Source organism: Streptomyces araujoniae (genome assembly GCF_050871195.1).
Lineage (GTDB): Bacteria > Actinomycetota > Actinomycetes > Streptomycetales > Streptomycetaceae > Streptomyces > Streptomyces bacillaris.
The window spans coordinates 2,630,824-2,655,176 of sequence record NZ_CP194070.1; the positions used below are offsets into that span (position 1 = coordinate 2,630,824).

Here is a 24,353-nt window from a genome sequence, read left to right on the forward strand (position 1 = left end):
GCTGCCGCCGGACGGGCGGCCGGGCCTGCCCGCCCTGCCTCCGCACGCCGGTGACAGGGCGCGGCAGGGCACCCCGGCCCATGAGTTCACCTCGCACGATCAGCCCCAGCCGGCACCGGCGCACCCTGCCCGGCACGGCCGGACCCACCGCAGATCACACTCCCACGGGGGATTTCAGAGATGAGCACCAGCACCTCGATACCAGCCAGACGACAGCCGGCGCCCGGCGTGCCTCAGCAGCGCACCGCCCTGCGGACCCTGCCGGACCTGCTCCGCCACCAAGCCCGCGAGCGGCGCGACGAGATCGCCGTCATAGCGGCGGATAGCCGCCTCACCTTCGGTGAACTCCAGTCCTCGGCCGACCTGTTGGGGTCCCATCTGGTCGGCGCGGGCGTCGCGCCCGACAGCTGTGTCGGGCTCTTCGTGGAGCCCTCCGCCGACCTGGTGACGGGCGTGTGGGGCATCCTCGCCGCGGGCGCCGCCTATCTGCCGCTCTCGCCCGACTACCCCGATTCGCGGCTGCGTTACATGGCCTCCGACGCGGGCGTCGGCGTGGTCGTCACCCAGCCGCACTTACGCGCCCGGCTGACCGGCCTGGTCCCCGAGGGGACCACGGTGGTCACCGTCGACGACGCCACGGCCCCGAGCGCCGGAAGCCCCGCCACCCCGGAAGAGCCCGGAGGCACCAGGAACACCGAAAGCACCGGAAGCGCTGGGAGCACGGGAAGCACTGGGAGCACGGGGAGCACTGGGAGCACGGGGAGCACCGGAAGTACGGGAAGCGCTGTAAGCACCGGAAGCGCCGGAAGGCTCGCCCACCCTCTTCCCGAGCCGCGCGCGGACCATCTCGCCTACGTCATCCACACCTCCGGCAGCACCGGCAGCCCCAAGGGCGTGATGATCGAACACCGCAGCGTCGTCGCGCAGTTGCGGTGGCTGGAGCGCAGCGGCTACCTCGGCCCCGAGGTCTCCGTCCTGCAGAAGACCCCGGTCAGCTTCGACGCGGCGCAGTGGGAGGTGCTCGCCTGCGCGGCGGGGGCCCGGGTGGTGATGGGCCCGCCGGGATCCTTCCGCGACCCGCAGGCGATCATCGACACGATCCGCGCGCACGGCGTCACCTCCCTCCAGGGCGTACCCACCCTGCTGCGGGCCCTCGTCGACAGCGGTGAACTCGCCACCTGCACCAGCCTGAACAGGATCTTCTCCGGCGGTGAGGCGCTCACCCGGACCCTCGCGCAGGAGCTGCTCCGCGCCCTGCCCGACGTCTCGCTGATCAACCTCTACGGCCCGACCGAGGCCACCATCAACGCGACCTCCCTGGCCGTCGACCCGGCCTCCCTCGACGACGCGAGCCTCCACATCCTCCCCGTCGGCCGGCCGGCCGACGACGTCACCTGCCACATCCTGGACGAGGACCTCCGCCCCGTGGAGGCTGGCCGGAGCGGTGAACTGTTCATCTCCGGGGTCCAGTTGGCCCGCGGCTACCTGGGGCGCCCCGAGGTGACCCGGGAGCGGTTCACCGTCTCGCCGTACGTCGGGGCCGAGCGGCTGTACCGTACGGGCGACCTCGCCCGGTGGAACGCGGACGGCACGATCCAGTACGAGGGCCGCACCGACAACCAGGTCAAACTGCGGGGCTACCGGGTCGAGTTGGAGGAGGTCGCCTCGCGGGTCGAGGAGCACACCTGGGTGCGCAAGGCCGCCGCGGTGGTGACCGACAACCCCCGTACCGGCTCCCAGGTCCTCGTCGCCGCCGTCGAACTCAACGAGCACACGGCGGCGGTGATGGACCAGGGCCGCTCCGACGCCGCGCACCACCAGTCGAAGTCCTCCAAGCTCCAGGTGAAGGCCCAGTTGGCGGACCCCGGTCTGCGCGAGCCCGCCGAACTCGCCGTCCGCCCGGTGGTCCCCCTCGCCGGCGCCGGGGCGACGCCCGAGCAGCGGCGGGCCGCCTTCGCCCGCAAGTCGTACCGGTTCTACGAGGGCGGGCGCGCGACCCTCGACGGGCTCCGGGCCCTCCTCGCCCCGCCGCGGCCCCCGGCCGCTCCCCCGCGCGGCCCCGGCGAGCTGACCGCCCCCGAACTCGGTTCGCTACTCCGCTGGTTGGGCCCGCACCGCAGCCCCGAACGGCTGCTGCCCAAGTACGCCTACGCCTCCCCCGGCGCCCTCTACGCCACCCAGCTCTACCTGGAGGCCGACGGGGTGGCCGGGCTGTCGGGCGTCTACTACCACCACCCCGCCGACCACACCCTCGTCCGCGTCGGGGACCACCCCGCCCCGGGCGGCGAACCCGGGCTGAAGGTCCACTTCCTGGGCAAGCGGCGGGCCATCGAGCCGGTCTACAAGAACAACATCGTCGAGGTGCTGGAGTTCGAGGCCGGGCACATGCTCGGCGTGCTGGAGGAGGTGCTGCCCGGCCTCGGCCTCACGGTCCGGCCCGACGGCTTCACCCCCGAGGCGAAGGCGCGGCTCGACGTGGCGGAGGAGGACCACTACCTGGGCACCTTCGCGGTGGTCCGGTACGACGGGCGCCCGCGCCCGGCGGAGACCGAGCTGTACGTCCAGGCGCACGGCGACCGGGTCGACGGGCTGCCGGGCGGGCTCTACCGCCACGAGGACGGCGCGCTGGTGCGGCTCGGCGACGAGGTGGTGGAGCGGCGCCACGTCATCGCCATCAACCAGGGCGTGTACGACCGGGCCTCCTTCGGGATCAGCGCCGTCGCGCGTACGGAGGACGCCTGGCGGCGGTACATGGTGCTCGGGACCCTGCTGCACCACCTCCAGCGCGTGCCGGGCACCGGCCTGATGTCCTCCGGCTACTCCTCGCGCACCGGCCATCCGCTCCCGGCCTCCCAGCGCCTGGACGACCTGCTGCGGCGCGCCTCGGCCCCGGCCGCCCCGGCCTCGTACTTCGCCGTCGGCGGGCCGGTCTCCGCGGCCCAGACCGAGCACGAGGGCATGAACGAGGACGCCGTGCACACCAAGGGCCCGGCGGAGATGATCCGGGACGACGCCGCGCAGTTCCTCCCCGACTACATGGTCCCCTCGCGGGTCGTCGTGGTGGACCGGCTGCCGGTCACCGCCAACGGCAAGACCGACCTCAAGGCCACCGCGCTGCTGCCGGAGGTGGTCAACAGCGGGAACACCGCCGCGCACGTCGAGCCGGAGACGCCGACCGAACGGTGGCTGGCCGCCGAGTGGGGACGGCTGCTGGGGTACGAAGAGGTCTCCACCCAGGACGAGTTCTTCTCCTCCGGCGGCAACTCCCTGCACTCCGTGGCCCTGGTGAACCGGATCAACCGGCGCTTCGGGACCCGGCTGCCGCTCCAGACCCTCTTCGAGACCCCGACCCTGGCCGGGCTGGCGGCCCGTGTCGACGACCGCGCCGCCGCGCCCGCCGCCTCCCGGCTGGTGCGGCTCAACTCCGACAGGGCGCCCGCCCAGGTCTTCGCCTGGCCCGGCCTAGGCGGCTACCCGATGAACCTGCGCGCCCTCGCGCTGGGCTTCGACGGGGAACGCTCGGTGGCGGGCGTGCAGGCGTACGGCATCAACGAGGGCGAGACGCCCCACGCCACCATCCGGCTCATGGCGGAGGCGGACATCGCCGAGATCCGCCGGATCCAGCCCAACGGCCCCTACACGCTCTGGGGTTACTCCTTCGGCGCACGGGTCGCCTTCGAGGCCGCCTGGCAGCTGGAGCGGGCGGGCGAGAAGGTGGAGAACCTGCTGCTGATCTGCCCCGGCAACCCCCGTGTCCGTACGGAGGACGGGCGGCGGTGGGGCCGGGAGGCGTCGTTCACCAACCCGGTCTACGTCACCATCCTCCACTCCGTCTTCGCCGGGACCACCCACGGGCCCGCCGTGGAGGCCTGTCTGCGCGAGACCACCGACGAGGACTCCTTCGTCGCGTTCGTGCACCGCACGATGCCCGCGCTGAGCGAGGGGACGATCCGCCGCATCACCCAAGTCGTCTCCGCCACGTACGAGTTCGACTACACCTTCCGCGAACTGCGGGAGCGCCGGGTCGAGGCGCCGGTGACGGTCTTCAAAGCGCGGGGCGACGACTACTCGTTCCTGGAGGACAGCTCCGGCTACTCCGCCGAGCCGCCCCGGATCGTCCCCCTCACCGGCGACCACTACGAGGTGCTGAAGGAACACGGGGTGGCGGAGCTGCTCGCCGGGATCCGCGCCCTGGACCTCTTCCCGTAACCCTCGCCACAGCCCCGTACGGTCCCGTCCCACTTGGCACGGACCCCGTACGAACCGTCCCGCACACCACCACCGAAGGACACCCATGGCTCCCGCAACACCCGCCATCCCCGTCATCCCCACCGAAGAGGTCCGCGAGGCCCTGCACGAAGGCCGTCCGGTCGTCGCGCTGGAGTCCAACGTCATCACCCACGGCCTGGCCTACCCGGACAACGCGGAGACCGCCCACAAGGTGGAAGCCGCCGTGCGCAAGGGCGGGGCCGTGCCCGCCACCATCTGCCTGGACGGCGGGGCGATCCGGGTCGGCATGACCGACGACGACATCGAGCGCTTCGCCTCCGAGCCCGGCATCCCGAAGGTCTCCAGCCGTGACCTGCCGGTCGTCCTGGCCCGGGGCGGCCGGGGCGCCACCACCGTCGCCTCCTCCCTGGTCGCCGCCGAACTCGCCGGCATCCCGTTCTTCGCCTCGGCCGGGCTCGGCGGGGTCCACCGGGGCGCGCAGACGACGATGGACGTCTCCTCCGACCTGATCCAGCTGACCCGGTCCAAGGTCGCGGTCGTCTGCGCGGGCGCCAAGATGATCCTGGACCTCAAGCTGACCATGGAGTACCTGGAGACCCAGTGCGTCCCGGTGATCTCCACCGGCTCCGACGACTTCCCGGCCTTCTACTGCGCCTCCAGCGGGGTGCGCTCCCCGCACCGCGTGGACGACGACGGTCTGCTCGCCCGGATCGTCGCCACCCACTGGGCGGCGGGCCACCCGGGCTCGGTGGTCATCACCACGCCGCCGCGCCCCGAGGACGCGGTGGACTCCGCCGAGGCCGAGCGGGCGATCACGGAGGCGCTCGCCCAGGCGGAGCGGGACGGGGTGAGCGGCCAGGGGCTGACCAAGTACCTGATGCGGGCCGTCGACCGGGCGACCGGGGGCCGGACCGCCCAGGCCAACATGGCGGTCCTCATCTCCACCGCCGAGACCGGGGGCAGGCTGGCCGCCGCCTACGCCCGGCACGTGAACGCCGGTTCCTGACGGGCCCGTCAGGCGGCCCGGGGAAGACCTCGGCGCGTTGAACACAGGGGCCGCCGGGCGCGTACTACCGGGCAACTCCCCCCGTGTGAGCCGGGTGCGTATCCGTACGACAGGACGGGTACGCACCCGGACCCCGGGCCCCGGAAGGCACGGGAGGGCCCCGAAGGGGAAGGGGACGGCTCCGAAAGGAGCCGGAGGCCCGGGCCGGGAGCCGGGGACGGAGCCGGGCTCAGCCTCCCAGGGCCCGTGACACCGTGTGGATCGCCAGGCCCGCCAGCGCCCCGACCACCGTGCCGTTGATGCGGATGAACTGGAGGTCGCGGCCGATGTGCGCCTCGATCTTCTTCGACGTCTGGTCGGCGTCCCAGCTCGCCACCGTCTCGCTGATCAGCGAGGTGATCTCGGCCCGGTACCGGTTGACCACATAGACCGCCGCGTCCTCCAGCCAGCCGTCCACCTTGCCCTGGAGCCGCTCGTCGGCCGCCAGCTTGGCGCCCAGCGACATCAGCGACGCACGGGCCCGCAGCCGGAGTTCGCTGCGCTCGTCCTCGGCCGCCGCGAGGAGCATCGTACGGACGGAGGACCACGCCGACGCGATGACGTCCTGGACCTCGCTCCGGCCCAGGATCTCCGACTTCAGCCGCTCCACCCGGGCCCGGGTGTCGGCGTCGCGCTGGAGGTCGGCGGCGAAGTCGGTGAGGAAGGTGTCGATGGAGGCGCGCGCCGGGTGGCCCGGCATGTCCCGCATCTCCGTGACGAACCGCAGCAGTTCCTTGTAGACCCGCTCCCCCACCCGCTTGTCCACGAACCGGGGCGTCCAGCCGGGCGCCCCGCCCTGCACCGCGTCCATCACCGAGTCGCCGTGCTCCACCAGCCAGTCGTGCGCCCGTACGCAGACGAGGTCGACGACCTTGCGGTGGCCGCCGTCGTCCACCACCCGCTCCAGCATCTTGCCGAGGCCGGGGCCGACCTCGACCGCGTTGGCCCGCCGGGTGATGGCCTCGCCGACGACCGCCTGGACGTCGGAGTCCCGGAGCACCGTGAGCGCGCCGCGCAGCGCGGTCGCCAACTCCGCTGTGACCCGGTCGGCGTTGGCCGGCTCCGCGAGCCACGCGCCGACCCTGCCGCCGACCCCCAGGGCGTGAATTCGGTCACGAATGACGTCTCCGGAGAGAAAGTTCTCTCCGACGAAGGAACCGAGGGACTGTCCCAGCTGATCCTTCTTGGTGGGGATGATGGCGGTGTGGGGGATGGGCAGGCCGAGCGGGCGCCGGAAGAGCGCCGTGACGGCGAACCAGTCCGCCAGCGCACCGACCATCCCCGCCTCGGCGGCCGCCGCGACGTAGCCCGGCCAGCCCGTCACCCCGGAGTGCTCCGCCCAGGTGGCCAGCACATAGACCAGCGCGACGAAGAGAAGGAGGCCGGTCGCCGTGAGCTTCATCCGCCGCACGCCGCGCTGTTTCTCCGCGTCGGCGGCGGTGTACGCGAACGAGGCCAGCGGGCCCGCGCCGCCGCCCGCACCCGAGCCGCCCTCCGCCCCCTCTCCCGGCTCCGCTCGCCCCCCGGTCCGCGTCCCGGCCCCACCGGCCCCCGCTCCCGTCCCGGGGTCAACCCCCGGCCGCCGCTCCGCGTCCTGCCCACCGGAACCGGTCCGTTCCATGCGTTCCACCCGCTCCACCCGCTCCGGCGGCCCCGGCCGCTCCAGCCATCCACGTACGCCCGTCCCCCGGGACGTACGCATTGTCCCTGCTTCCCCTACTCCCGGGCCGCACGCCGAGTTCCCCGGCGCCTGCCGCATCATGGGATCAGCACGATCATCACAAGGAGAGCCACCGCCCATGCCCAGGCGCCAGGGGTACGCCCTGCTCATCGCCCTACTGGCGGGCACCGCCGTCCTCGCGGCCGCCGCCGTGCTGGGCACCGCCCTGTTCACCGGGCCCCGCCCGGCCCCGCTCCCGTCGGCCGACACCCACGCGGCGGCCCGCAAGCCGGCCGCCCCCGCCCACACCAACGGCGGATGGGTGGCCACCTGGACCACCGCACCCGTCAGCGGCGAACCGCACACCGAACGCGGATTCCCCGGCAGCACCATCCGTAACACCGTGCACACCAGCGTCGGCGGGGACGCGGCCCGCATCACGCTCTCCAACCTCTTCGGGACCTCCCCGCTCCTCGTCGACCGGGCCACCGTCAACACCCGGCCGGTGACCTTCGGCGGCGCCTCCGCCGTCACCGTCGCCGCCGGTGGACAGATCGTCAGCGACCCGGTCGTCGTCCCGGTCGCGCCCGGCTCGGACCTGGAGGTCGCCTTCCGCACCCCGCGCCCGGGCGGTCCGGTCACCCACCACCCCAACAGCCACCAGACGTCCTACCTGGCCGACGACCGGGCCACCTGGTCCACCACCAAGTGGCGCTATCTGACCGCCGTGGACGTCCGCAACGAGGCCGTGGCCGGCACCGTCGTCGCCATCGGGGACTCGCTCACCGCGGGCAGCGGCTCCACCACCGACGCCAACACCCGCTGGACCGACGTCCTCGCGGAGCGGCTCGGCGGGCGGTACGGGGTCGCCAACGCGGGCATAGCGGGCAACCGGCTCTTCGCCCCGGGCTCGGCGGGGCAACCCGGCACCGTCCGGTTCGAGCGCGACGTGCTCGGGGTGGCCGGGGTGCGCACGGTGATCGTGGCCCTCGGCATCAACGACGTCCAGGGCGCCCCGCAGCAGACCGACGCCGGGCAGATCGTCGCCGGACTGCGCTCCCTCGCCGAGCAGGCGCGGGCCCGGAACCTGCGGGTGGTCGGCGCGACCCTGACCCCGTTCGAGGGCTTCGGCTCCTGGACGCCCGAGCGCAACGCCGTACGGCTGGCGGTCAACGAGCAGATCCGGTCCGGGACGGTCTTCGACGCGTACGTCGACTTCGACGCGGCCATCCGCGACCCCGCCGCGCCGAACCGGATCCGGCCCGCCTTCGACTCCGGCGACCACCTGCACTTCAACGACGCCGGATACCGGGTGCTCGGTGAGCGCGTGGACCTGGCGTCGCTGGAGCGGAGCCGGGCGGCGAAGCCGGTGTCGGACGCGCTGTGAGGTGACGGACGTACGCGTGCGGAGCCGGCGGCCCCGTACGCGGGCGGGCCGTCACCGGCCCCGGAGGCGCGGAGGCGGCCCGGCAGCGGCGGGCGGCCGCCCGGCCCCCGTGCGTACGGAGGCGGCGGCACCCGGCGGCGGGAGGCTCAGCCCAGTTCCTTGCGGCCGCCGCCGTCGCCCTTCTCCAGCCGCTTCGCCCGCTCCGCCTCCTCGGCCTCCTTCAGCCGGCGCCGCTCGGCCTTCGTCCGCTTGCGCTCCACGCCGACGCCGCCCATCAGGGCGAACCCCGTGATCGTGACGCGCGGGGCCTGCGGCAGGGGCTCGCCGTCCTCGTTCGGGCCCTCCCCGAAGCCGCCCATGATGCCGAGGCCCCGGACCTCCACGTTCAGCTCGGGCGGGGCCGTCACATGGATCCCGCCCATGATCGTGATGCAGCGGATGACCACCTCGCGGTCCTCGAAGTCCGCGTCGCGCAGGTCGATCTCGCCGCCGCCCCACATCGCGAACGCCGTGAACTTCCGGGCCACCGTCCAGCGGCCCCTCCGGTTGAAGCCGCCCCAGAACGCGAACCCGCCCTTCGAGGTGGGGGTGGAGCCGATCCGGGACGGCCAGTTCGCGGCCGAGCCCCGCACCGGGGCGGGCGCGGAGGAGCCCACCGGGGCCACCGCCGTGCCGGGCGCCGGGAGGTCGCTGACGAGCGGCTCCAACTCCCCGTGCGTACGGGCCTGGTAGGCCTTGTCGAGGCGCTGCTCGAACTCGTCCATCTGGAGCCGGCCCTCGGCGACCGCCTCCCTCAGCAACTCGGCGATCCGCTCACGTTCAGCATCGGAAGCACGCATCTCCGGACGTTCACTTGTCATACCGCGCACCCTATTGAACGGACCCGTTCCCGGCACAGACCCGCAGGCCACGAAGGTGCGCGCGCGTCGGGGCCGCGCCCCCGCGGGAGAACGGATCGCCCCCTCAGGGCGCCGCCTCGTACATCCTCGCGATCACTGCCTCGATGTCCGGCTCCCGCACGGAGAGGTCCATCAGCGGGTACTCGGCCGCGATCCGCGCCACCAGCGGGGCGGCCGACGCCGAGGCGGGAAAGGCCAGCCACTGGCGTACGCCCTCCACCCTCACCGCCCGCAGCCCCGGCCCCGCGCCCTCCGGGTCCAGGGAGATCGGCGGGAGTTCCCGCTCCAGGTCCACCACGAGCATCCGCTCGCTCTCCCCCACCTCGTGCAGACCGGCGAGCGAACCGTCGTACATCAGCCGGCCGTGGTCGATCACCATCACCCGGCGGCAGAGCTGCTCGATGTCGGTCAGGTCGTGTGTCGTCAGCAGGACCGTGGTCCCGCGCTCCGCGTTCAACTCCTTCAGGAACTGCCGCACCTTGGCTTTGGAGACGACATCCAGCCCGATCGTCGGCTCGTCCAGGTAGAGCACCTCCGGATCGTGCAGCAGGGCCGCCGCGATGTCGCCGCGCATCCGCTGCCCCAAGGAGAGCTGACGTACGGGTACCTCCAAGAGCTGCGCCAGGTCGAGGAGTTCGACACAGCGGTCCAGGTTCTCGCGGTAACGGCGGTCCGGGATGCGGTACATGCGGTGCATCAGCCGGTACGAGTCGCGCAGCGGCAGGTCCCACCAGAGGGTGGTCCGCTGGCCGAAGACGACACCGATGCGGTGGGCGAGGCGCGTACGTTCCCGGGAGGGGTCGATGCCCGCCACCCGCAGCCGGCCGCCGCTCGGGGTGAGGATGCCCGTCAGCATCTTGATCGTGGTGGACTTCCCGGCCCCGTTCGGGCCGATGTAGCCGACCATCTCACCGCGCGCCACCTGGAAGCTGATGCCGTCCACCGCGCGGACCTCGTGGCGCTCCCGGCGCAGCAGACCGGCCCTGCGGCGGACCTGGAAGACCTTCTCGACGCCGTCGAGGGCGATGAAGCCCTCGCCGCCCGCGCTCGGTTCCTCACCGGCGCGGCCCACGCTCCGTTCCTCACCGTCACCGCCCGTGCCCTGTCGCGCGACCCCGTCCACCGTGCCCAACTCCCTCTCCCTCTCGTTCTCCCTCAACTGCCCGTACTCCGGTACGACCGCAGCCCCGCCCGCCACACGAGCCCCGCCAGCCCCAGACACCCCACGGCCACCACCGGCGTCAGGAACGCCACCCACGACGGCAGGTCCAGCGGATAGTCGCGGCCCAGCACGTACAGCGCGGGCAGCCAGCTCACGAAGGCCAGCGGCACCACGAACGTCACCCCGCGCACCAGGTCCTTCGCGAAGATCGTCGGCGGGTACTGGAGCAGCGTCGCCCCGCCGTAGGTGAAGGCGCTCTGCACCTGCGAGGCGTCCTGGGCGACGAACTGGAAGGCCGCCCCGGCCACGAAGACCGCACCGAAGACCGCCGCCCCGCTGATCACCATCGCGGGCAGCATCACCGCCTTCAGCGGGGTCCACGCGATGTCCAGGGTGAGCAGCGCGTAGCCGAGCACCGCCAGCCCCTGGGTGATCCGCCCGATCCGGCGCAGCGCGAACCGGTCCGCCGCCACCTGCGCCAGCACCGGGACCGGCCGCACCAGCAGGGTGTCCAGCGTGCCGTCCCGGACCCGGCGGCCCAGCCGCTCCATCGAGCCCAGCAGCAGGTCGGCGAGGCCGAACGCGGTCGCCGAGACCCCGTACAGCAGGGCGATCTCGGACAGGGTGTAGCCGCCGAGCGCGTCGACGTGGGTGAACATCAGCACGATCGTGACGAAGTCGAAGGCGGTCGCCGCGAGGTTCCCGAGCGTCGTCATGACGAACGAGGCCCGGTACGCCATCGTCGAGCGCACCCACATGGCCACGATCAGCCCGTAGGCGCGCAGCCCCTCCAGCAGCCGGGGCCGGTCCTCGTACGCGAAGCCGCCCGGATCGCGGCCCTCCGCGGGCCGCACCGCGACCGTCTCAGCCACCCTGCACCACCACCCTCCTCGTCGCCACGCCCTGGAGCAGCCGCCCGGCCAGCAGCAGCGCCACCGCCCAGGCGCCCTGGAACGCGTACGCCTCCAGCAGCTCCCACCCGCTGTACTTGCCGAGGAACACGTCGGCCGGGATCTGGAGCAGCGAGGACCACGGCAGGAGCCGGGCCACCTCGCCCAGGAGGCCGGGGAAGAGCGGCAGCGGCAGCAGCATCCCGGAGAAGAACAGCCCCAGCAGCCACGACATCTGCGCCGCGCCCGCCCCGTCGAGCAGCCAGAACGCCGAGAGCGCGACCAGGAAGCGGACGGCGAAGCTCACGACGATCCCCAGCAGCACGGAGAGCAGGAACGCGGGCCAGATCCACGGCGACCCGGGGAGCGCGAGATCGAAGGCGAGCGCCCCCACGAGCATCGGCACCACCCCGCGCCCCAGCAGCTGGAACGCCGCCCGGCCCACGTCCCCCGCCAGCCACCAGAGCTGGAGGTCGGCCGGGCGGTAGAGGTCGACGGCGATGTCCCCCGTGCGGATCCGCTCCATCAGCTCGTCCTCGAAGCCGCCGCCCATCATGGCGCAGGCCGCGAGCAGGGCCTGCCCGATCCAGACGTACGTCAGCGCCTGGGACAGGTCGTACCCGCCGAGCTGCGGGCGTTCGTCCCACAGGGCGATGTAGGTGTAGGCGAGGACGAAGCCGAAGACGGTGTTGGTGAACACCCCCGCGGCCGTCGCCGTCCGGTAGGTGGCGAAGCGCCGGAACCCGCCCGCCGCCACCACTGCGTACAGCCGCACGCCGGCCCCTCTCCCCCGCTCCCGACACCAAAGCGACCGACCCTAGTGGACGGGCAGGAGCGGCCGCGACCGCTTTTCGAGCGGCGAAAGGGTGGAGCACGGAGACGGAGAACGGGGGAGATCGGAGGATGATACGAGGGTTTCCCGGCGAAACGGGCACTATGGGAGAACTGACCGCACCCGAGGAGCCCCCACCGACATGAGCGACGCGCCGCAGCACTGGGCCCCCCGGGACCCCTCAGCCGCCTCCGCGACCCCCGGGGACGGCGAGGGCGCGGCGGGGAGCGCCCCCGGGAAGGGGAAGCGGAAGGGGCGCACGAAACGCCCCAAGCGGACCGGCTGGCGCCGCCTCTTCCCGACCTGGCGGATGGTCCTCGGGACCGTCCTGGTGGCCGGCCTCCTCCTCGTCGGCGGGTTCTTCGCCGGATACCAGCTCGTCGGCATCCCGGCCGCCAACGCCGGCGCCGAGGCGCAGTCCAACGTCTACTTCTACAAGGACGGCACCGTCCTGGCCCGCGACGGCGAGGTCAACCGGGAGAAGATCAGGCTCTCCCAGGTGCCCGCCACCGTCCGGCACGCCGTGCTCGCCGCCGAGGACCGCGACTTCTACTCCCAGCCCGCCGTCGATGTGAAGGCCATGTTCCGGGCCGGCTGGAACACCGTGACCGGCAAGGGCAAGCAGGGCGGCTCGACCATCACCCAGCAGTACGTGAAGAACTACTACCTCGGCCAGGAGCGCACCGTCGTCCGCAAGGCCAAGGAGTTCTTCATCGCCATCAAGCTCAACCGCGAGCAGAGCAAGGACCAGATCTTCGAGGGCTACCTCAACACCAGCTACTTCGGCCGCAACGCCTACGGCATCCAGGCCGCCGCCCAGGCGTACTACGGCAAGAACGTCGAGGACCTCACCACCGCCGAGGGCGCGTACCTCGCCTCCCTCCTCAACGCCCCCAGCGCCTACGACGTCGTCGCCCGCCCCGAGAGCAGGCCCGCCGCCCTGGCCCGCTGGAACTACGTCCTGGACGGCATGGTCAAGGAGGGGTGGCTCGACGCCGGCGAACGGTCGGCCACCGAGTTCCCCGTCCCCGGCGAGGCCAAGCCGCCCAACGGGCTCTCGGGCCAGCGCGGCTACCTGGTCCAGGCGGTGGAGCAGTACCTCACCGGCAACGGGATCATCGACGAGAAGACCCTCGCCACCGGCGGCCACCGCATCACCACCACCCTCGACAAGAAGAAGCAGGACGCCTTCGTCCAGGCGGTCGAGGAGAACGTGATGGCCAAGCGCAGCGGCGAGCGCGAGGCCGACGAGGACGTCCGCGTCGGCGGGGCCTCCATCGTCCCGGGGACCGGCGAGGTCGTCGCGATGTACGGCGGCATCGACTACACCCGGCAGTACGTCAACAACGCCACCCGCCGCGACTACCAGGTCGGCTCCACCTTCAAGCCGTTCGTCTTCACCGCCGCCGTCGCCAACGGCTCCACCACCCAGGACGGCCGGGGCATCACCCCGGAGACGTACTACGACGGCACCAACAAGCGGACCGTGCAGGGCCCGCAGGGCTCCACCGGTTACGACCCCGCCAACGAGGACGACGTCGACTACGGGCAGATCACCGTCCGCACCGCCACCGACAAGTCCGTCAACTCCGTCTACGCGCAGATGGCCCAGGACGTCGGCCCGGAGAAGGTCCGCGAGACCGCGGTCGCCCTCGGCATCCCGAAGACCACCCCCGACCTCACCGCCTCCCCCTCCATCGCGCTCGGCCCCGCCACCGCCAGCGTCCTGGACCTCACCGAGGCGTACGCGACCCTCGCCAACCACGGCCGGCACGGCCCGTACACCCTCGTCGACAAGGTCACCAAGGACGGCAGCGAGATCGAGCTGCCCGACCGGAAGACCGAGCAGACCGTCCCCCGCGAGGCCGCCGACACCACCACCGCGCTCCTGCGCTCCGTCGTGGAGGGCGGCACCGGCTCCGCCGCCCAGGCCGTCGGCCGCCCCGCCGTGGGGAAGACGGGGACCGCCGAGGAGGACAAGGCCGCCTGGTTCGCCGGGTACACCCCCGACCTCGCGACCGTCGTCGCCGTGATGGGCCAGGACCCCGACTCCGGCATCCAGACCCCGCTGTACGGGGCCTTCGGCCTGGCCCGCGTCAACGGCGGCGGCATCCCGGCCGAGACCTGGGCCGCCTACACGGAGGCGGCCCTGCGCTCCTCCCCGGCCCAGGAGTTCGACCTCCGGACGGCCCCCGGCTCCGACGAACCGCAGGCCCCGGGCGAGGGAGAGGCGGCCGACGCCGACCCCTCCACCCCCGACGGCTCCGCCACGTCCCCCTCCTCCAGCACCCCGGCCGACCCGGCCCCCTCGGCACCGGCCGCCCCCTCCACCCCACCCGCACCGGCCACCCCGCCGTCCGCGCCGACCACCGGCACGGACGGCGGTACGGGGACGGGCACCGACCCCGGCACCGGAGACGGCGACGACAGCAACGGGGACGGCGACGGCGGGAGCGGCCACGGTCTCGGCGAGGGCTTCATCGAGGGCGTACAAGGAGTACGGAGCACCCGCGACCCGGCGGCGGTCGGCTGAGCAAGGGCGACCGGCGGCCCCTCGGTGCCCCTCAGTGCCCCGAGGTCGCCTTCAGCCCCACCACCGCGACCAGCAGCAGACAGACGAAGAAGATCCGGGCGGCGGTCACCGGCTCGTTCAGCACGACCATGCCCAGGATCGCCGCACCGGCCGCGCCGATGCCGACCCACACCCCGTACGCCGTACCGATCGGCAGCGTCTTCGCGGCATGGGACAGCAGCACCATGCTCGCCACGATCCCGAGGCCGGTGAACACGCTCGGCCAGAGCCGGGTGAACCCCTCGGTGTACTTCATCCCGATCGACCAGCCCACTTCGAGCAGACCGGCGATGATCAGCAGAACCCAGGCCATGAGAACCTCCGACGACGACGCGCGAGCGCGTGAACGAACACCGATGCGTCGTCTTTGCCTGCCCGGTACGGCGCGTCTCGTCGGGGTGGTTCCACCGTAGCAAGGAACGGCGGGAGGGCCTGGTGACCATGGTCACCAGGCCCTCCCGCCGTACGTCCTACAGATACAGCCCGGTGGAGTCCACCGACCCCTCGAACCGGTCCGCCGCCACCGCGTGCAGGTCGCGCTCGCGCATCAGCACGTACGCCACGCCCCGCACCTCGACCTCGGCACGGTCCTCGGGGTCGTACAGCACCCGGTCCCCGGGCTCCACCGTCCGCACGTTCTGGCCGACCGCGACCACCTCGGCCCAGGCGAGCCGACGGCCCACCGCCGCCGTCGCCGGAATCAGGATGCCGCCGCCGGAGCGGCGCTCACCCTCGGTGGTGTCGTTCCGCACCAGAACGCGGTCGTGCAGCATGCGGATGGGCAGCTTGTCATCGTCGTGGGTCTTGTCGCTCACGCCCGCAACCTACCGTCACCGCACCACCGGGCACGCCCGAGGGCCCCGTACGCCCCGCCACGGGCCCGTACGCCCCGCCCGGGGCGCGCACGTCCCGGCCGGAGGCACGTTCCTCCCGACCGGAGACACGTACGTCCCGCCGGGGAGCGCACCGGACCCGTCACTTCCGGCGGCGCTTCGAGGCGGTGAGCAGCCCCACCACACCCACCACGAGCAGCGCGGCGGGGATCACCCGCTCCAGCCGGGGCGAGCCGTCCGCCGCGACGAACTGGGCCTTCACATCCGACACCGAGCGATTCACCGCGACGAACGCCCGGCCGGCCGTGCGGTCCACGTTCGCGGCCACCCTCGCCTTCGCGTCACCGATGATCGTCTTCGGGTGTACCCGCACCCCGATCTCGTCGAGCACCACAGCGAGCTGCTCACGCCTGCTGATGATGTCCGCCTCGATCTGCGCAGGGCTCCTGGCATCCGACACTGCGCCGCCTCCGTGGTCGTGTCTCCGGTAAACCTTCATCTGAACCTTCGTCGACAGTCTGTCAGCTCGAACCCCCGCGCACCCGGCGGCACCCCTATTACGCTCGGTCCCGTCCGACCCGCGCACCACCCGAGGAGAACCCCCATGAGCGAGCGACTCACGCCCGGCGACCCCGCTCCCGCCTTCACCCTTCCCGACGCCGACGGCAACGAGGTCTCGCTCGCGGACCACAAGGGCCGCAAGGTCATCGTCTACTTCTACCCGGCGGCTCTTACCCCCGGCTGCACCAAGCAGGCCTGCGACTTCACGGACAACCTCGACCTCCTCACGGGCGCCGGGTACGACGTCATCGGCGTCTCCCCCGACAAGCCGGAGAAGCTCGCCAAGTTCCGCGAGAAGGAGAACCTCAAGGTCACGCTGGTCGGCGACCCGTCCAAGGAGACCCTGGCGGCGTACGGCGCCTTCGGCGAGAAGAAGCTCTACGGCAAAGTGGTGACGGGCGTCATCCGCTCCACGATCGTCGTGGACGAGGACGGCAAGGTCGAGCACGCCTTCTACAACGTCAAGGCGACGGGCCACGTGGCGAAGATCATCAGGGACCTGGGCATCTGACACCACCGGCCGCGCCGCCTCCGCCGCGCCCGCCTCGCCCCGGATGGTCCATCGGGGCGAGGCGAAGCCGCCCCCTCCCGCGCACCCCTCCCCGTACGCCACCGCACCACACCGCTCCCGTCCCGCACCGGGGGCGGGTACGGGCAGGGACGCGGGCAGGGACGCGGGCGCGGATGTCGGGAACATGTGAGGGACATCGCATCCGGCCGTGAAGTCGGTTTGCGACCGCCACCACCGCGCAGAAGCCTTTCCTGGAACACCCCCCGAGGAAAGGACCCCGGCCATGGCGGCCCCCGACCCCCACCAGGCGGCCGACCCCGAAGCGGTCAAACGCCATCCCGCGCTCTTCCGGGCCATCCGCAAGCGCCGGAACCCGCGGCTGCGCCGGACGGACATCACCGTCACGGACGACGCCGCGGTGAAGCGGGCCGTGAAGGCCGCCTCGCTCGGGAACGCCATGGAGTGGTTCGACTTCGGTATCTACTCCTACCTGGCCGTCACCATCGGCCATGTGTTCTTCCCGTCCGGGAACGACACCACCCAGCTCCTCTCCTCCTTCGCGACCTTCGCGGTGGCCTTCCTCGTGCGGCCGCTCGGCGGCATGTTCTTCGGCCCGATGGGTGACAAGGTCGGCCGCAAGAAGGTCCTGGCGCTGACGATGATCCTGATGGCGGTCAGCACGTTCGCCATCGGCCTCATCCCGTCGCACGAGACGATCGGCGTCGGGGCGGCGGTCCTGCTGATCTTCTTCCGGATGCTCCAGGGCTTCTCCACGGGCGGTGAGTACGGGGGCGCGTCCACGTTCATCGCGGAGTACGCCCCCGACAAGCGGCGCGGCTTCTTCGGCAGCTTCCTGGAGTTCGGAACGCTGGCCGGGTACGTCGGCGCGGCCGGCCTGGTCACGGCCCTCTACGCCCTCCTGGACACCGCCCAGATGGAGTCCTGGGGCTGGCGGATCCCGTTCCTCGTCGCGGGCCCGCTGGGCCTGGTCGGCCTCTACCTGCGTCTCAAGCTCGACGAGACCCCGGCCTTCCAGAAGCTGGAGGGCGGCACGGCACACGCGTCCGAGGCGGCGGACGGCGTGGAGACGACGGCCAAGGGGGACCTGGCGAAGATCTTCCGGCAGTACTGGCCGACGCTGATCCTCTGCATCTGCCTGGTGGGCGCGTACAACATCACCGACTACATGCTGCTGTCGTACATGCCGACGTACCTCTCCGACGAACTCGGCTACAGCGAGACGCACGGGCTGCTGATCCTGCTCGGCGTGATGGTGTTCCTGATGACGATCATCAGCCAGGTCGGCAAGCTCTCCGACCGCTTCGGCCGCAAGCCGCTGCTGATGAGCGGGATGCTGGGCTTCCTCTTCCTCTCCCTCCCCGCGTTCCTCCTGATCCGGGTCGACGGCATCCTCCCCATCACCATCGGCATGCTGATGCTGGGCCTCTCCCTGGTCTGCATGCTCGGCACGATGTCGGCGGCCCTGCCCGCCCTGTTCCCGACGCACGTCCGCTACGGGTCCCTGTCGGTGGGCTACAACCTCTCCACGTCGATCTTCGGCGGTACGACCCCGCTGGTGATCACGGCCCTGATCAGCTGGACCGGCTCCAACCTGATGCCCGCGTACTACGCCATGGCGGCGGCCCTGGTCGGCGTGATCGCGGTGGCCTGCATGAAGGAGACCGCCCAGCAGCCCCTGTCCGGCTCCCCGCCGTCGGTGGAGACGGCGGAGGAGGCGGCCGAACTGGTCCAGGCGCAGGCGCCGGAGCCGAAGTTCTGAGACCTTCCGCCGCGCCTGCCCCTCCGGATTGCGGACGTGACCATCCGGTAGACGGGCGGCGTGCGGTCCCCCAGTGCACCAGCTACGCGGACGTCATGCGAGCACTAGGGCTCGAAGTCAACGACACCAACCATCGCCGGGTACGACGCAAGACCACTCAGCTGAAGCTGGACACCGGCCACTTCACCCGACGTTCCTGGACGACAGAGCGGGTGCCCCAGCCCCGCGCGATCGCGCCGACCGCCCTCGTGGTCAGGCCGCCCGGATCAGCCCGTACCCACCGAGAACGGCAAGTGGCTCGGGCAGCCGTTCACACTCCAGATCGACCACATCAACGGCGACTGGCTGGACAACCGGGCAGAGAACCTGCGCTATCCGTGCCCGAATTGTCACGCGCTGACGGACACGTGGTGTCGTAACCGGCGACCAAGGAGTCGGACGGGAACCTGATCCGTATGCGCGTACCGTCCCGGACGCCGCCCCGGCTAGCATGGCTGTCGGACGCGGCCGTGTCGGAATTGGCATACGAGCGGCGCTTAGAACGCCGTGGGAGAGATCCCGTGTGGGTTCGAGTCCCACCGGCCGCACAGGAACCGAGAGGGGCCGCCCCTGGCCAGGGGCGGCCCCTCTCGGTATCCGACGTGGCGTTTCAGCCCACCAACTCCCGCACCACCGGCACCAGCGCCCGGAACGCCTTGCCGCGGTGGCTGATGGCGTTCTTCTCGGCGGGGGTCAGCTCCGCGCAGGTGCGGGTCTCGCCGTCGGGCTGGAGGATCGGGTCGTAGCCGAAGCCTCCTGTGCCGGACGGGGTGTGGCGCAGGGTGCCCGTGAGGCGGCCTTCGACGACGCGTTCGGTGCCGTCGGGGAGGGCCAGGGCGGCGGCGCAGGCGAAGTGGGCGGTGCGGTGGGGGTCCGCGATGTCGCCGAGCTGGGCCAGGAGCAGGTCCAGGTTGGCCTGGTCGTCGCCGTGGGTGCCGGACCAGCGGGCCGAGAAGATGCCGGGGGCGCCGCCGAGGACCTCGACGCAGAGGCCGGAGTCGTCGGCGACGGCCGGGAGGCCGGTGGCCTGTGCGAGGGCGTGGGCCTTGAGGAGCGCGTTCTCGGCGAAGGTGACGCCGGTCTCCTTGACATCGGGGATGTCCGGGTACGCGTCCGCGCCGACGAGGTCGTGGTCGAGTCCCGCGTCGGCGAGGATGGCGTGCAGTTCGGTGATTTTCCCGGCGTTGCGGGTGGCGAGGATCAGGCGCTTCATGCACCGATTATCGCCGTGCGGGGAGGTGGGCCCTACGGGGTGCAGACCTTGCCGATCTCGCCCGCCGCGTTCGTCACCGGGGTGATGTCGGGGGTGGCGTCGCCCTTCTCGATGGACTCGCGCACGTTCGCGACGCCCGCCTTGAGGTCGTCGACCGCCTTGGAGAGGTCGGCGTCGTCGGTGGTGTCGCCGAGGTTCTTGAGTTCGCGGTCGATCTCGTCCAGGGCCTCGGAGGCCTGGGTGATGTCCTCGGAGGCGCTGGAGACGGCCCGTTGGAGGTTGCCGACGCTGGTGGCGATGGCGTCGGCGGTGCGGACGCAGTCGAGGGCCTTGTCGAGGCCGGCGCAGCCGGCGGCCGTGGTCAGTGCCAGCAGTGCGGCGGCGGTGGCGAGTGCGAGGCGTTGGTGGCGGCGCGAGGCCATGGTGCGGTCCCTCCCCGGGGGTCGCGTACGTGGACGGGCGCACGGTTCGACCCGTGCGCCCGTGCCCGTAACGACGCTCTGTGGTGCGTATTTGGTTGCTTCTTTACCCGGGTGGGGCGCGTCGCTACGCGTTCTGCGTGGTTGCGAGTGCGTCACGCTGGAGCGTGGCGAGGTCGACGCAGCCCGCGGTGGCCAGGTCCAGGAGCGAGCCCAGTTCCCGGCGGTCGAAGGGGGCGCCCTCGGCGGTGCCCTGGACCTCGACGAAGCGGCCGTCGCCGGTGCAGACGACGTTCATGTCGGTCTCGGCGCGGACGTCCTCCTCGTAGCAGAGGTCGAGGAGCGGGGTGCCGTCGACGATGCCGACGCTGATGGCGGCGACGGTGTCGGTGAGCGGCTTGCGCCCGGCCTTGACGATCTTCTTGCCCTGGGCCCAGGTGACGGCGTCGGCGAGGGCGACGTAGGCGCCGGTGATGGCGGCCGTACGGGTGCCGCCGTCGGCCTGGAGGACGTCGCAGTCCAGGACGATGGTGTTCTCGCCGAGGGCCTTGTAGTCGATGACCGCGCGCAGGGAGCGGCCGATCAGGCGGCTGATCTCGTGGGTGCGGCCGCCGATCTTGCCGCGTACGGCTTCGCGGTCGCCGCGGGTGTTGGTGGAGCGGGGCAGCATGGAGTACTCGGCGGTGACCCAGCCCTCGCCGCTGCCCTTGCGCCAGCGCGGTACGCCTTCGGTGACGGAGGCGGTGCAGAAGACCTTGGTGTCGCCGAAGGAGATGAGGACTGAGCCTTCGGCGTGCTTGCTCCAGCCGCGTTCGATGGTGACGGGGCGGAGCTGTTCGGGGGTGCGGCCGTCGATGCGAGACATGGGCCGACCCTATCCGCTGGCGGGGGTGGCTCCGTTCGGGTGCCGGGGAGGGCCGCGGCCGGGGGGCGGCGGCGCCGGTCGCCCGCGGACCGGCGGGCGGGATGCGCGGGTACGGCGCAGGCCCCGGCACCGGTGGGGTGCGGGGCCTGCGGCGTGACGGCGGCGGGGTGTCAGCCGGTCACATCATGTCTTCGATGTCGGCGGCGATGGGGTCGGCGTCGGTGCCGATGACGACCTGGATCGCGGTGCCCATCTTCACGACTCCGTGGGCGCCGGCGGCCTTGAGGGCGGCTTCGTCGACCTTGCTGGCGTCGTGGACCTCGGTGCGCAGCCGGGTGATGCAGCCTTCGATCTCGTCGATGTTCTCGATGCCGCCGAGCCCGGCGACGATCTTCTCAGCCTTGGTGGCCATGCCTTCTCCCTGGTGTTCGCGTGCAGACGGGCCGCCCGCTGCGGGTCCGTTTCGTCACGGTAACGCACGGTTGGCCCAACTTCGCGGGCGGGTAACCGGACTATCACCAAAGATAACGATCACCGGCGCCCTGCCCCAGAGGCGGGCCCGGACGTGACGCAACTGGTCTACACCAGTTTCGGACAACCGCCAAACGAGGCCAGTTCCGGAAAGGACGCCGATGAGTTCGAGCGCCGCTGCGGCACCGCAGCCACGATGGTGGAACGGGCCGGTCCAGGGCTTGCAGAAGGTCGGACGCAGCCTCCAGCTCCCGGTGGCCGTCCTTCCGGCGGCCGGCCTGCTCGTCAGCCTCGGGAACCTCTTCGCCTCCTATCTGCACGGCGCCTTCTGGGAGAAGACCTCCAGCGTGCTGCTGAACGGGGGCGGGGCGATCCTGGACGGCAAGGTCGGCCTGCCCCTGCTGTTCTGCATCGGCGTGGCCATCGGCTTCGCGAAGAAGGCCGACGGCTCCACCGCACTGGCGGCCGTCGTCGGTTTCCTGGTCTACCGGGGGGTGCTCGGCGCCTTCCCGATCGACGGCACCGTGACGGACGAACTGCCCCAGGGCGAGCCGCAGAACCCCGGCGTGCTCGGCGGCATCCTGATCGGCCTGCTGACCGCGGTGGTCTGGCAGCGCTACCACCGCACCAAGCTGGTGGACTGGCTCGGCTTCTTCAACGGCCGGCGCCTGGTGCCGATCCTGATGGCGTTCCTCTGCGTGATCCTCGGCGTGCTGTTCGGGCTGCTGTGGCAGCCGGTGGGCGACGGCCTGACCTGGTTCTCCAAGCAGCTGATCGGCCTCGGCTCGTGGGGCGCGGCCATCTTCGGCTTCGCGAACCGGCTGCTGATCCCGATCGGCATGCACCAGTTCCTGAACACGTTCTTCTGGTTCCAGGCGGGCGAGTACACCGGGGCGGACGGCCAGACCGTCCAGGGCGACATCTCCCGGTTCTTCGCGGGGGACCCGTCGGCCGGCCAGTTCACCTCGGGCTTCTTCCCGATCATGATGTTCGGCCTGCCCGCCGCCGCCCTGGCCATCACCCACTGCGCGCGGCCCGAGCGCCGCAAGGAGGTCGGCGGGCTGATGGTCTCGGTGGCGCTGACCTCGTTCGTCACCGGTGTGACCGAGCCGATCGAGTTCTCGTTCATGTTCGTGGCGCCGCTGCTGTACGGCGTGCACGCGGTGCTGACGGGGGCGTCGATGGGCATCACCTGGCTGCTGGGGGTGCATGCCGGGTTCAGCTTCTCGGCCGGGTTGATCGACTACGTCGTCAACTGGCATCTCGATACGAAACCGTGGCTGATCATCCCGATCGGCGCGTGCTTCGCGGTGGTCTACTACGTGATCTTCCGCTTCGCTATCACCAGGTTCGACCTCAAGACCCCTGGCCGGGAGCCTGAGGAGATCGAGAAGGAGATCGAGAAGGATCTCACGAAGTAGCAGGTCATCCGGGGTTTCCCCGGATCAGTCAAGGCCCTCGGACCTCTCGGTCCGGGGGCCTTTCGCATGTCACCGAACGTGCCGGGTCTGCTACCGCGAATCTGGGGGGAATTGCAGGTTCCTTATCTAACCCTCACCGTGCTAAAACTGGTCTACACCACTGAGTGGTCCAGACCACGGCTGTCTGCCGCCGTCTGTCGAGTCGCCGCCTCCCCTCATCGATCGTCCGGGCGGCACCGTGTCCCATGGAGGAAGTTGATGACTACGGCTGAGACCGCACCCGCGGCCGAGAAGAAGAAGGGCGCCGGCGCCATGGCCGTCATGCAGCGCATCGGCCGCAGCCTCATGCTGCCGGTCGCCGTGCTGCCGGCCGCCGCGCTCCTGGTCCGCTTCGGCCAGAGCGACATGCTGGGCCGCGACTCGTTCCCGACCTTCGTCACGAAGCTCGCCGGGTACATGGCCGCCGGTGGTGGCGCCCTCCTCGACAACATGCCGCTGCTCTTCGCCGTCGGCATCGCGATCGGCTTCGCCAAGAAGTCGGACGGCTCGACCGCGCTCGCCGCCGTCGTCGGCTACCTCGTCTTCCAGAAGGTGCTCGCCACCTTCACCGACAGCAACCTGCCCCAGGTCGCCAGCGTCGCCGACGGCAAGATCGTGATGAACGACGCCCCGGTCAACGCCGGTGTCCTCGGCGGTGTCGTGATGGGCATAGTCGTGGCCCTGCTGTACCAGAAGTTCTACCGGACGAAGCTGCCCGACTGGGCGGGCTTCTTCAGCGGCCGCCGCCTGGTCCCGATCCTCTCCGCCTTCGCGGGTCTCGTCATCGGCATCGTCTTCGGTCTGATCTGGCCGGTCCTCGGCACCGGTCTGCACAACTTCGGTGAGTGGCTCGTCGGCTCCGGTGCCGTCGGCGCGGGCATCTTCGGTGTCGCCAACCGTGCGCTGATCCCGGTCGGCATGCACCACCTGCTCAACTCCTTCCCGTGGTTCCAGGCCGGTGAGTTCGAGGGCAAGCACGGCGACATCGCCCGCTTCCTGGCCGGTGACCCGGAGGCCGGACAGTTCATGACCGGCTTCTTCCCGATCATGATGTTCGCCCTCCCGGCGGCCTGCCTCGCGATCGTCCACTGCGCCCGCCCCGAGCGCCGCAAGGTCGTCGGCGGCATGATGTTCTCGCTCGCGCTGACCTCGTTCGTCACCGGTGTGACCGAGCCGATCGAGTTCACGTTCATGTTCATCGCCCCGGTGCTGTACGCGATCCACGCGGTGCTGACCGGTGTGTCGATGGCCCTGACCTGGGCGCTCGGCATCCGGGACGGCTTCGGCTTCTCCGCGGGCCTGATCGACTTCCTGCTGAACCTCGGCATCGCGTCGAAGCCCTGGCTGCTGGTCCTGATCGGCCTCTGCTTCGCGGCGGTCTACTACGTGATCTTCCGCTTCGCCATCACCAAGTTCAACCTGCCGACCCCGGGCCGGGAGTCGGACGAGGAGCTGGCCGAGCTGCAGAAGGCCGAGGCCAAGTAGCCCGTACGCCCGTACCCCACCGCCTGTACGACGGGACCC

At 71.6% G+C, this 24,353-nt stretch carries 21 protein-coding genes, 1 tRNA gene and 1 riboswitch; of the genes, 10 read left to right on the forward strand and 12 right to left on the reverse strand.

The window, feature by feature from the left end; translation table 11 throughout:
* The first annotated feature begins 180 nt into the window (after positions 1-180).
* Together ACQ9ZG_RS11120 and ACQ9ZG_RS11125 are read left to right on the forward strand one after the other, a co-directional pair.
* Positions 181-4,209, forward strand: coding sequence for an AMP-binding protein (locus tag ACQ9ZG_RS11120; RefSeq protein WP_499280397.1), 4,029 nt, complete (start codon positions 181-183; stop codon positions 4,207-4,209).
* An 85-nt stretch (positions 4,210-4,294) separates the two neighbouring features.
* Entirely contained in the window at positions 4,295-5,236 is a 942-nt protein-coding gene (locus ACQ9ZG_RS11125) for a pseudouridine-5'-phosphate glycosidase (RefSeq protein WP_018488638.1), read from the forward strand.
* 229 nt (positions 5,237-5,465) lie between these two features.
* Here ACQ9ZG_RS11125 and ACQ9ZG_RS11130 read toward each other — a convergent pair whose 3' ends face one another.
* Positions 5,466-6,977 carry a DUF445 domain-containing protein gene (locus ACQ9ZG_RS11130; RefSeq protein ID WP_499280399.1) on the reverse strand — a complete coding sequence of 504 codons (1,512 nt, stop codon included), beginning with the start codon at positions 6,975-6,977 and terminating at the stop codon, positions 5,466-5,468.
* Between the two features lie 97 nt (positions 6,978-7,074).
* Here ACQ9ZG_RS11130 and ACQ9ZG_RS11135 point away from each other — a divergent pair, with 97 nt between their 5' ends.
* Positions 7,075-8,322 (forward strand): SGNH/GDSL hydrolase family protein, encoded by a 1,248-nt coding sequence (locus ACQ9ZG_RS11135; RefSeq protein ID WP_499280400.1) that lies wholly within the window; start codon positions 7,075-7,077, stop codon positions 8,320-8,322.
* 146 nt (positions 8,323-8,468) lie between these two features.
* On the opposite strand, the gene ACQ9ZG_RS11140 is transcribed toward ACQ9ZG_RS11135, so the two are convergent.
* The 4 genes from ACQ9ZG_RS11140 to ACQ9ZG_RS11155 form a co-directional block, all read right to left on the reverse strand.
* Positions 8,469-9,161 carry a DUF1707 SHOCT-like domain-containing protein gene (locus ACQ9ZG_RS11140; protein WP_028418386.1) on the reverse strand — a complete coding sequence of 231 codons (693 nt, stop codon included), beginning with the start codon at positions 9,159-9,161 and terminating at the stop codon, positions 8,469-8,471.
* 124 nt (positions 9,162-9,285) lie between these two features.
* Positions 9,286-10,353 (reverse strand): ABC transporter ATP-binding protein, encoded by a 1,068-nt coding sequence (locus tag ACQ9ZG_RS11145; RefSeq protein WP_499280402.1) that lies wholly within the window; start codon positions 10,351-10,353, stop codon positions 9,286-9,288.
* A 23-nt stretch (positions 10,354-10,376) separates the two neighbouring features.
* Positions 10,377-11,255 carry an ABC transporter permease gene (locus tag ACQ9ZG_RS11150; protein WP_084995303.1) on the reverse strand — a complete coding sequence of 293 codons (879 nt, stop codon included), beginning with the start codon at positions 11,253-11,255 and terminating at the stop codon, positions 10,377-10,379.
* Positions 11,248-12,048 carry an ABC transporter permease gene (locus ACQ9ZG_RS11155; RefSeq protein ID WP_018488632.1) on the reverse strand — a complete coding sequence of 267 codons (801 nt, stop codon included), beginning with the start codon at positions 12,046-12,048 and terminating at the stop codon, positions 11,248-11,250. Before ACQ9ZG_RS11155 ends, ACQ9ZG_RS11150 begins: the two co-directional genes overlap by 8 nt.
* A gap of 199 nt (positions 12,049-12,247) precedes the next feature.
* Between ACQ9ZG_RS11155 and ACQ9ZG_RS11160 the strand changes: the two genes are divergently transcribed.
* Positions 12,248-14,638, forward strand: a complete 2,391-nt coding sequence (locus ACQ9ZG_RS11160) for a transglycosylase domain-containing protein (RefSeq protein WP_499280405.1) — start codon at positions 12,248-12,250, stop codon at positions 14,636-14,638.
* 31 nt (positions 14,639-14,669) lie between these two features.
* Here ACQ9ZG_RS11160 and ACQ9ZG_RS11165 read toward each other — a convergent pair whose 3' ends face one another.
* The 3 genes from ACQ9ZG_RS11165 to ACQ9ZG_RS11175 form a co-directional block, all read right to left on the reverse strand.
* Positions 14,670-14,990, reverse strand: a complete 321-nt coding sequence (locus tag ACQ9ZG_RS11165) for a DMT family transporter (protein ID WP_018488630.1) — start codon at positions 14,988-14,990, stop codon at positions 14,670-14,672.
* Between the two features lie 42 nt (positions 14,991-15,032).
* Positions 15,033-15,091: riboswitch (guanidine-III (ykkC-III) riboswitch) on the reverse strand.
* 56 nt (positions 15,092-15,147) lie between these two features.
* Complete coding sequence (locus tag ACQ9ZG_RS11170; protein ID WP_018488629.1) at positions 15,148-15,492, reverse strand: GroES family chaperonin; 345 nt, start codon at positions 15,490-15,492, stop codon at positions 15,148-15,150.
* Positions 15,493-15,652: 160 nt separating this feature from the next.
* The gene (locus tag ACQ9ZG_RS11175) at positions 15,653-15,970 is read right to left on the reverse strand and encodes a DUF3618 domain-containing protein (RefSeq protein ID WP_018488628.1); all 318 of its coding nucleotides are present in this window, start codon (positions 15,968-15,970) and stop codon (positions 15,653-15,655) included.
* A gap of 144 nt (positions 15,971-16,114) precedes the next feature.
* On the opposite strand from ACQ9ZG_RS11175, the gene bcp reads away from it, so the two are divergent.
* The 4 genes from bcp to ACQ9ZG_RS11195 all read left to right on the forward strand — a co-directional run bounded on the left by bcp (position 16,115) and on the right by ACQ9ZG_RS11195 (position 18,949).
* Positions 16,115-16,582: a thioredoxin-dependent thiol peroxidase gene (gene bcp / locus ACQ9ZG_RS11180; protein WP_018488627.1), complete on the forward strand. Its 468-nt coding sequence runs from the start codon at positions 16,115-16,117 to the stop codon at positions 16,580-16,582.
* 283 nt (positions 16,583-16,865) lie between these two features.
* Complete coding sequence (proP, locus tag ACQ9ZG_RS11185; protein ID WP_109915604.1) at positions 16,866-18,362, forward strand: glycine betaine/L-proline transporter ProP; 1,497 nt, start codon at positions 16,866-16,868, stop codon at positions 18,360-18,362.
* Positions 18,363-18,692: 330 nt separating this feature from the next.
* Entirely contained in the window at positions 18,693-18,812 is a 120-nt protein-coding gene (locus ACQ9ZG_RS11190; RefSeq protein ID WP_375138313.1) for a zinc finger domain-containing protein, read from the forward strand.
* Positions 18,813-18,865: 53 nt separating this feature from the next.
* A tRNA-Leu gene (locus tag ACQ9ZG_RS11195) sits at positions 18,866-18,949 on the forward strand.
* A 62-nt stretch (positions 18,950-19,011) separates the two neighbouring features.
* Here the strand turns inward: ACQ9ZG_RS11195 and rdgB are convergent.
* The 4 genes from rdgB to ACQ9ZG_RS11215 all read right to left on the reverse strand — a co-directional run bounded on the left by rdgB (position 19,012) and on the right by ACQ9ZG_RS11215 (position 21,310).
* Positions 19,012-19,614, reverse strand: a complete 603-nt coding sequence (rdgB, locus tag ACQ9ZG_RS11200) for an RdgB/HAM1 family non-canonical purine NTP pyrophosphatase (RefSeq protein WP_109915605.1) — start codon at positions 19,612-19,614, stop codon at positions 19,012-19,014.
* A 32-nt stretch (positions 19,615-19,646) separates the two neighbouring features.
* Entirely contained in the window at positions 19,647-20,036 is a 390-nt protein-coding gene (locus ACQ9ZG_RS11205) for a hypothetical protein (RefSeq protein WP_028418380.1), read from the reverse strand.
* Between the two features lie 124 nt (positions 20,037-20,160).
* Positions 20,161-20,898, reverse strand: a complete 738-nt coding sequence (gene rph, locus ACQ9ZG_RS11210) for a ribonuclease PH (RefSeq protein ID WP_099218265.1) — start codon at positions 20,896-20,898, stop codon at positions 20,161-20,163.
* Positions 20,899-21,076: 178 nt separating this feature from the next.
* Positions 21,077-21,310 carry a PTS sugar transporter subunit IIB gene (locus ACQ9ZG_RS11215; protein WP_015608814.1) on the reverse strand — a complete coding sequence of 78 codons (234 nt, stop codon included), beginning with the start codon at positions 21,308-21,310 and terminating at the stop codon, positions 21,077-21,079.
* A gap of 220 nt (positions 21,311-21,530) precedes the next feature.
* Between ACQ9ZG_RS11215 and ACQ9ZG_RS11220 the strand changes: the two genes are divergently transcribed.
* Together ACQ9ZG_RS11220 and ACQ9ZG_RS11225 are read left to right on the forward strand one after the other, a co-directional pair.
* A complete protein-coding gene (locus tag ACQ9ZG_RS11220) occupies positions 21,531-22,790 on the forward strand; it encodes a PTS transporter subunit EIIC (RefSeq protein WP_028418378.1) in 1,260 nt (419 codons plus the stop codon).
* 258 nt (positions 22,791-23,048) lie between these two features.
* Entirely contained in the window at positions 23,049-24,314 is a 1,266-nt protein-coding gene (locus ACQ9ZG_RS11225; protein ID WP_028418377.1) for a PTS transporter subunit EIIC, read from the forward strand.
* Positions 24,315-24,353 lie beyond the last annotated feature (39 nt).

Bases quoted from the DNA above. Each gene is read 5' to 3' on its own strand.
- proP (WP_109915604.1), top strand. From the start codon at position 16,866: ATGGCGGCCCCCGACCCCCACCAGGCGGCCGACCCCGAAGCGGTCAAA.
- ACQ9ZG_RS11125 (WP_018488638.1), top strand. From the start codon at position 4,295: ATGGCTCCCGCAACACCCGCCATCCCCGTCATCCCCACCGAAGAGGTC.
- ACQ9ZG_RS11215 (WP_015608814.1), bottom strand. From the start codon at position 21,310: ATGGCCACCAAGGCTGAGAAGATCGTCGCCGGGCTCGGCGGCATCGAG.
- bcp (WP_018488627.1), top strand. From the start codon at position 16,115: ATGAGCGAGCGACTCACGCCCGGCGACCCCGCTCCCGCCTTCACCCTT.
- rdgB (WP_109915605.1), bottom strand. From the start codon at position 19,614: ATGAAGCGCCTGATCCTCGCCACCCGCAACGCCGGGAAAATCACCGAA.
- ACQ9ZG_RS11130 (WP_499280399.1), bottom strand. From the start codon at position 6,977: ATGCGTACGTCCCGGGGGACGGGCGTACGTGGATGGCTGGAGCGGCCG.
- ACQ9ZG_RS11165 (WP_018488630.1), bottom strand. From the start codon at position 14,990: ATGGCCTGGGTTCTGCTGATCATCGCCGGTCTGCTCGAAGTGGGCTGG.
- ACQ9ZG_RS11120 (WP_499280397.1), top strand. From the start codon at position 181: ATGAGCACCAGCACCTCGATACCAGCCAGACGACAGCCGGCGCCCGGC.
- ACQ9ZG_RS11220 (WP_028418378.1), top strand. From the start codon at position 21,531: ATGAGTTCGAGCGCCGCTGCGGCACCGCAGCCACGATGGTGGAACGGG.
- ACQ9ZG_RS11160 (WP_499280405.1), top strand. From the start codon at position 12,248: ATGAGCGACGCGCCGCAGCACTGGGCCCCCCGGGACCCCTCAGCCGCC.
- ACQ9ZG_RS11225 (WP_028418377.1), top strand. From the start codon at position 23,049: ATGACTACGGCTGAGACCGCACCCGCGGCCGAGAAGAAGAAGGGCGCC.
- ACQ9ZG_RS11140 (WP_028418386.1), bottom strand. From the start codon at position 9,161: ATGCGTGCTTCCGATGCTGAACGTGAGCGGATCGCCGAGTTGCTGAGG.
- ACQ9ZG_RS11135 (WP_499280400.1), top strand. From the start codon at position 7,075: ATGCCCAGGCGCCAGGGGTACGCCCTGCTCATCGCCCTACTGGCGGGC.
- rph (WP_099218265.1), bottom strand. From the start codon at position 20,898: ATGTCTCGCATCGACGGCCGCACCCCCGAACAGCTCCGCCCCGTCACC.
- ACQ9ZG_RS11205 (WP_028418380.1), bottom strand. From the start codon at position 20,036: ATGGCCTCGCGCCGCCACCAACGCCTCGCACTCGCCACCGCCGCCGCA.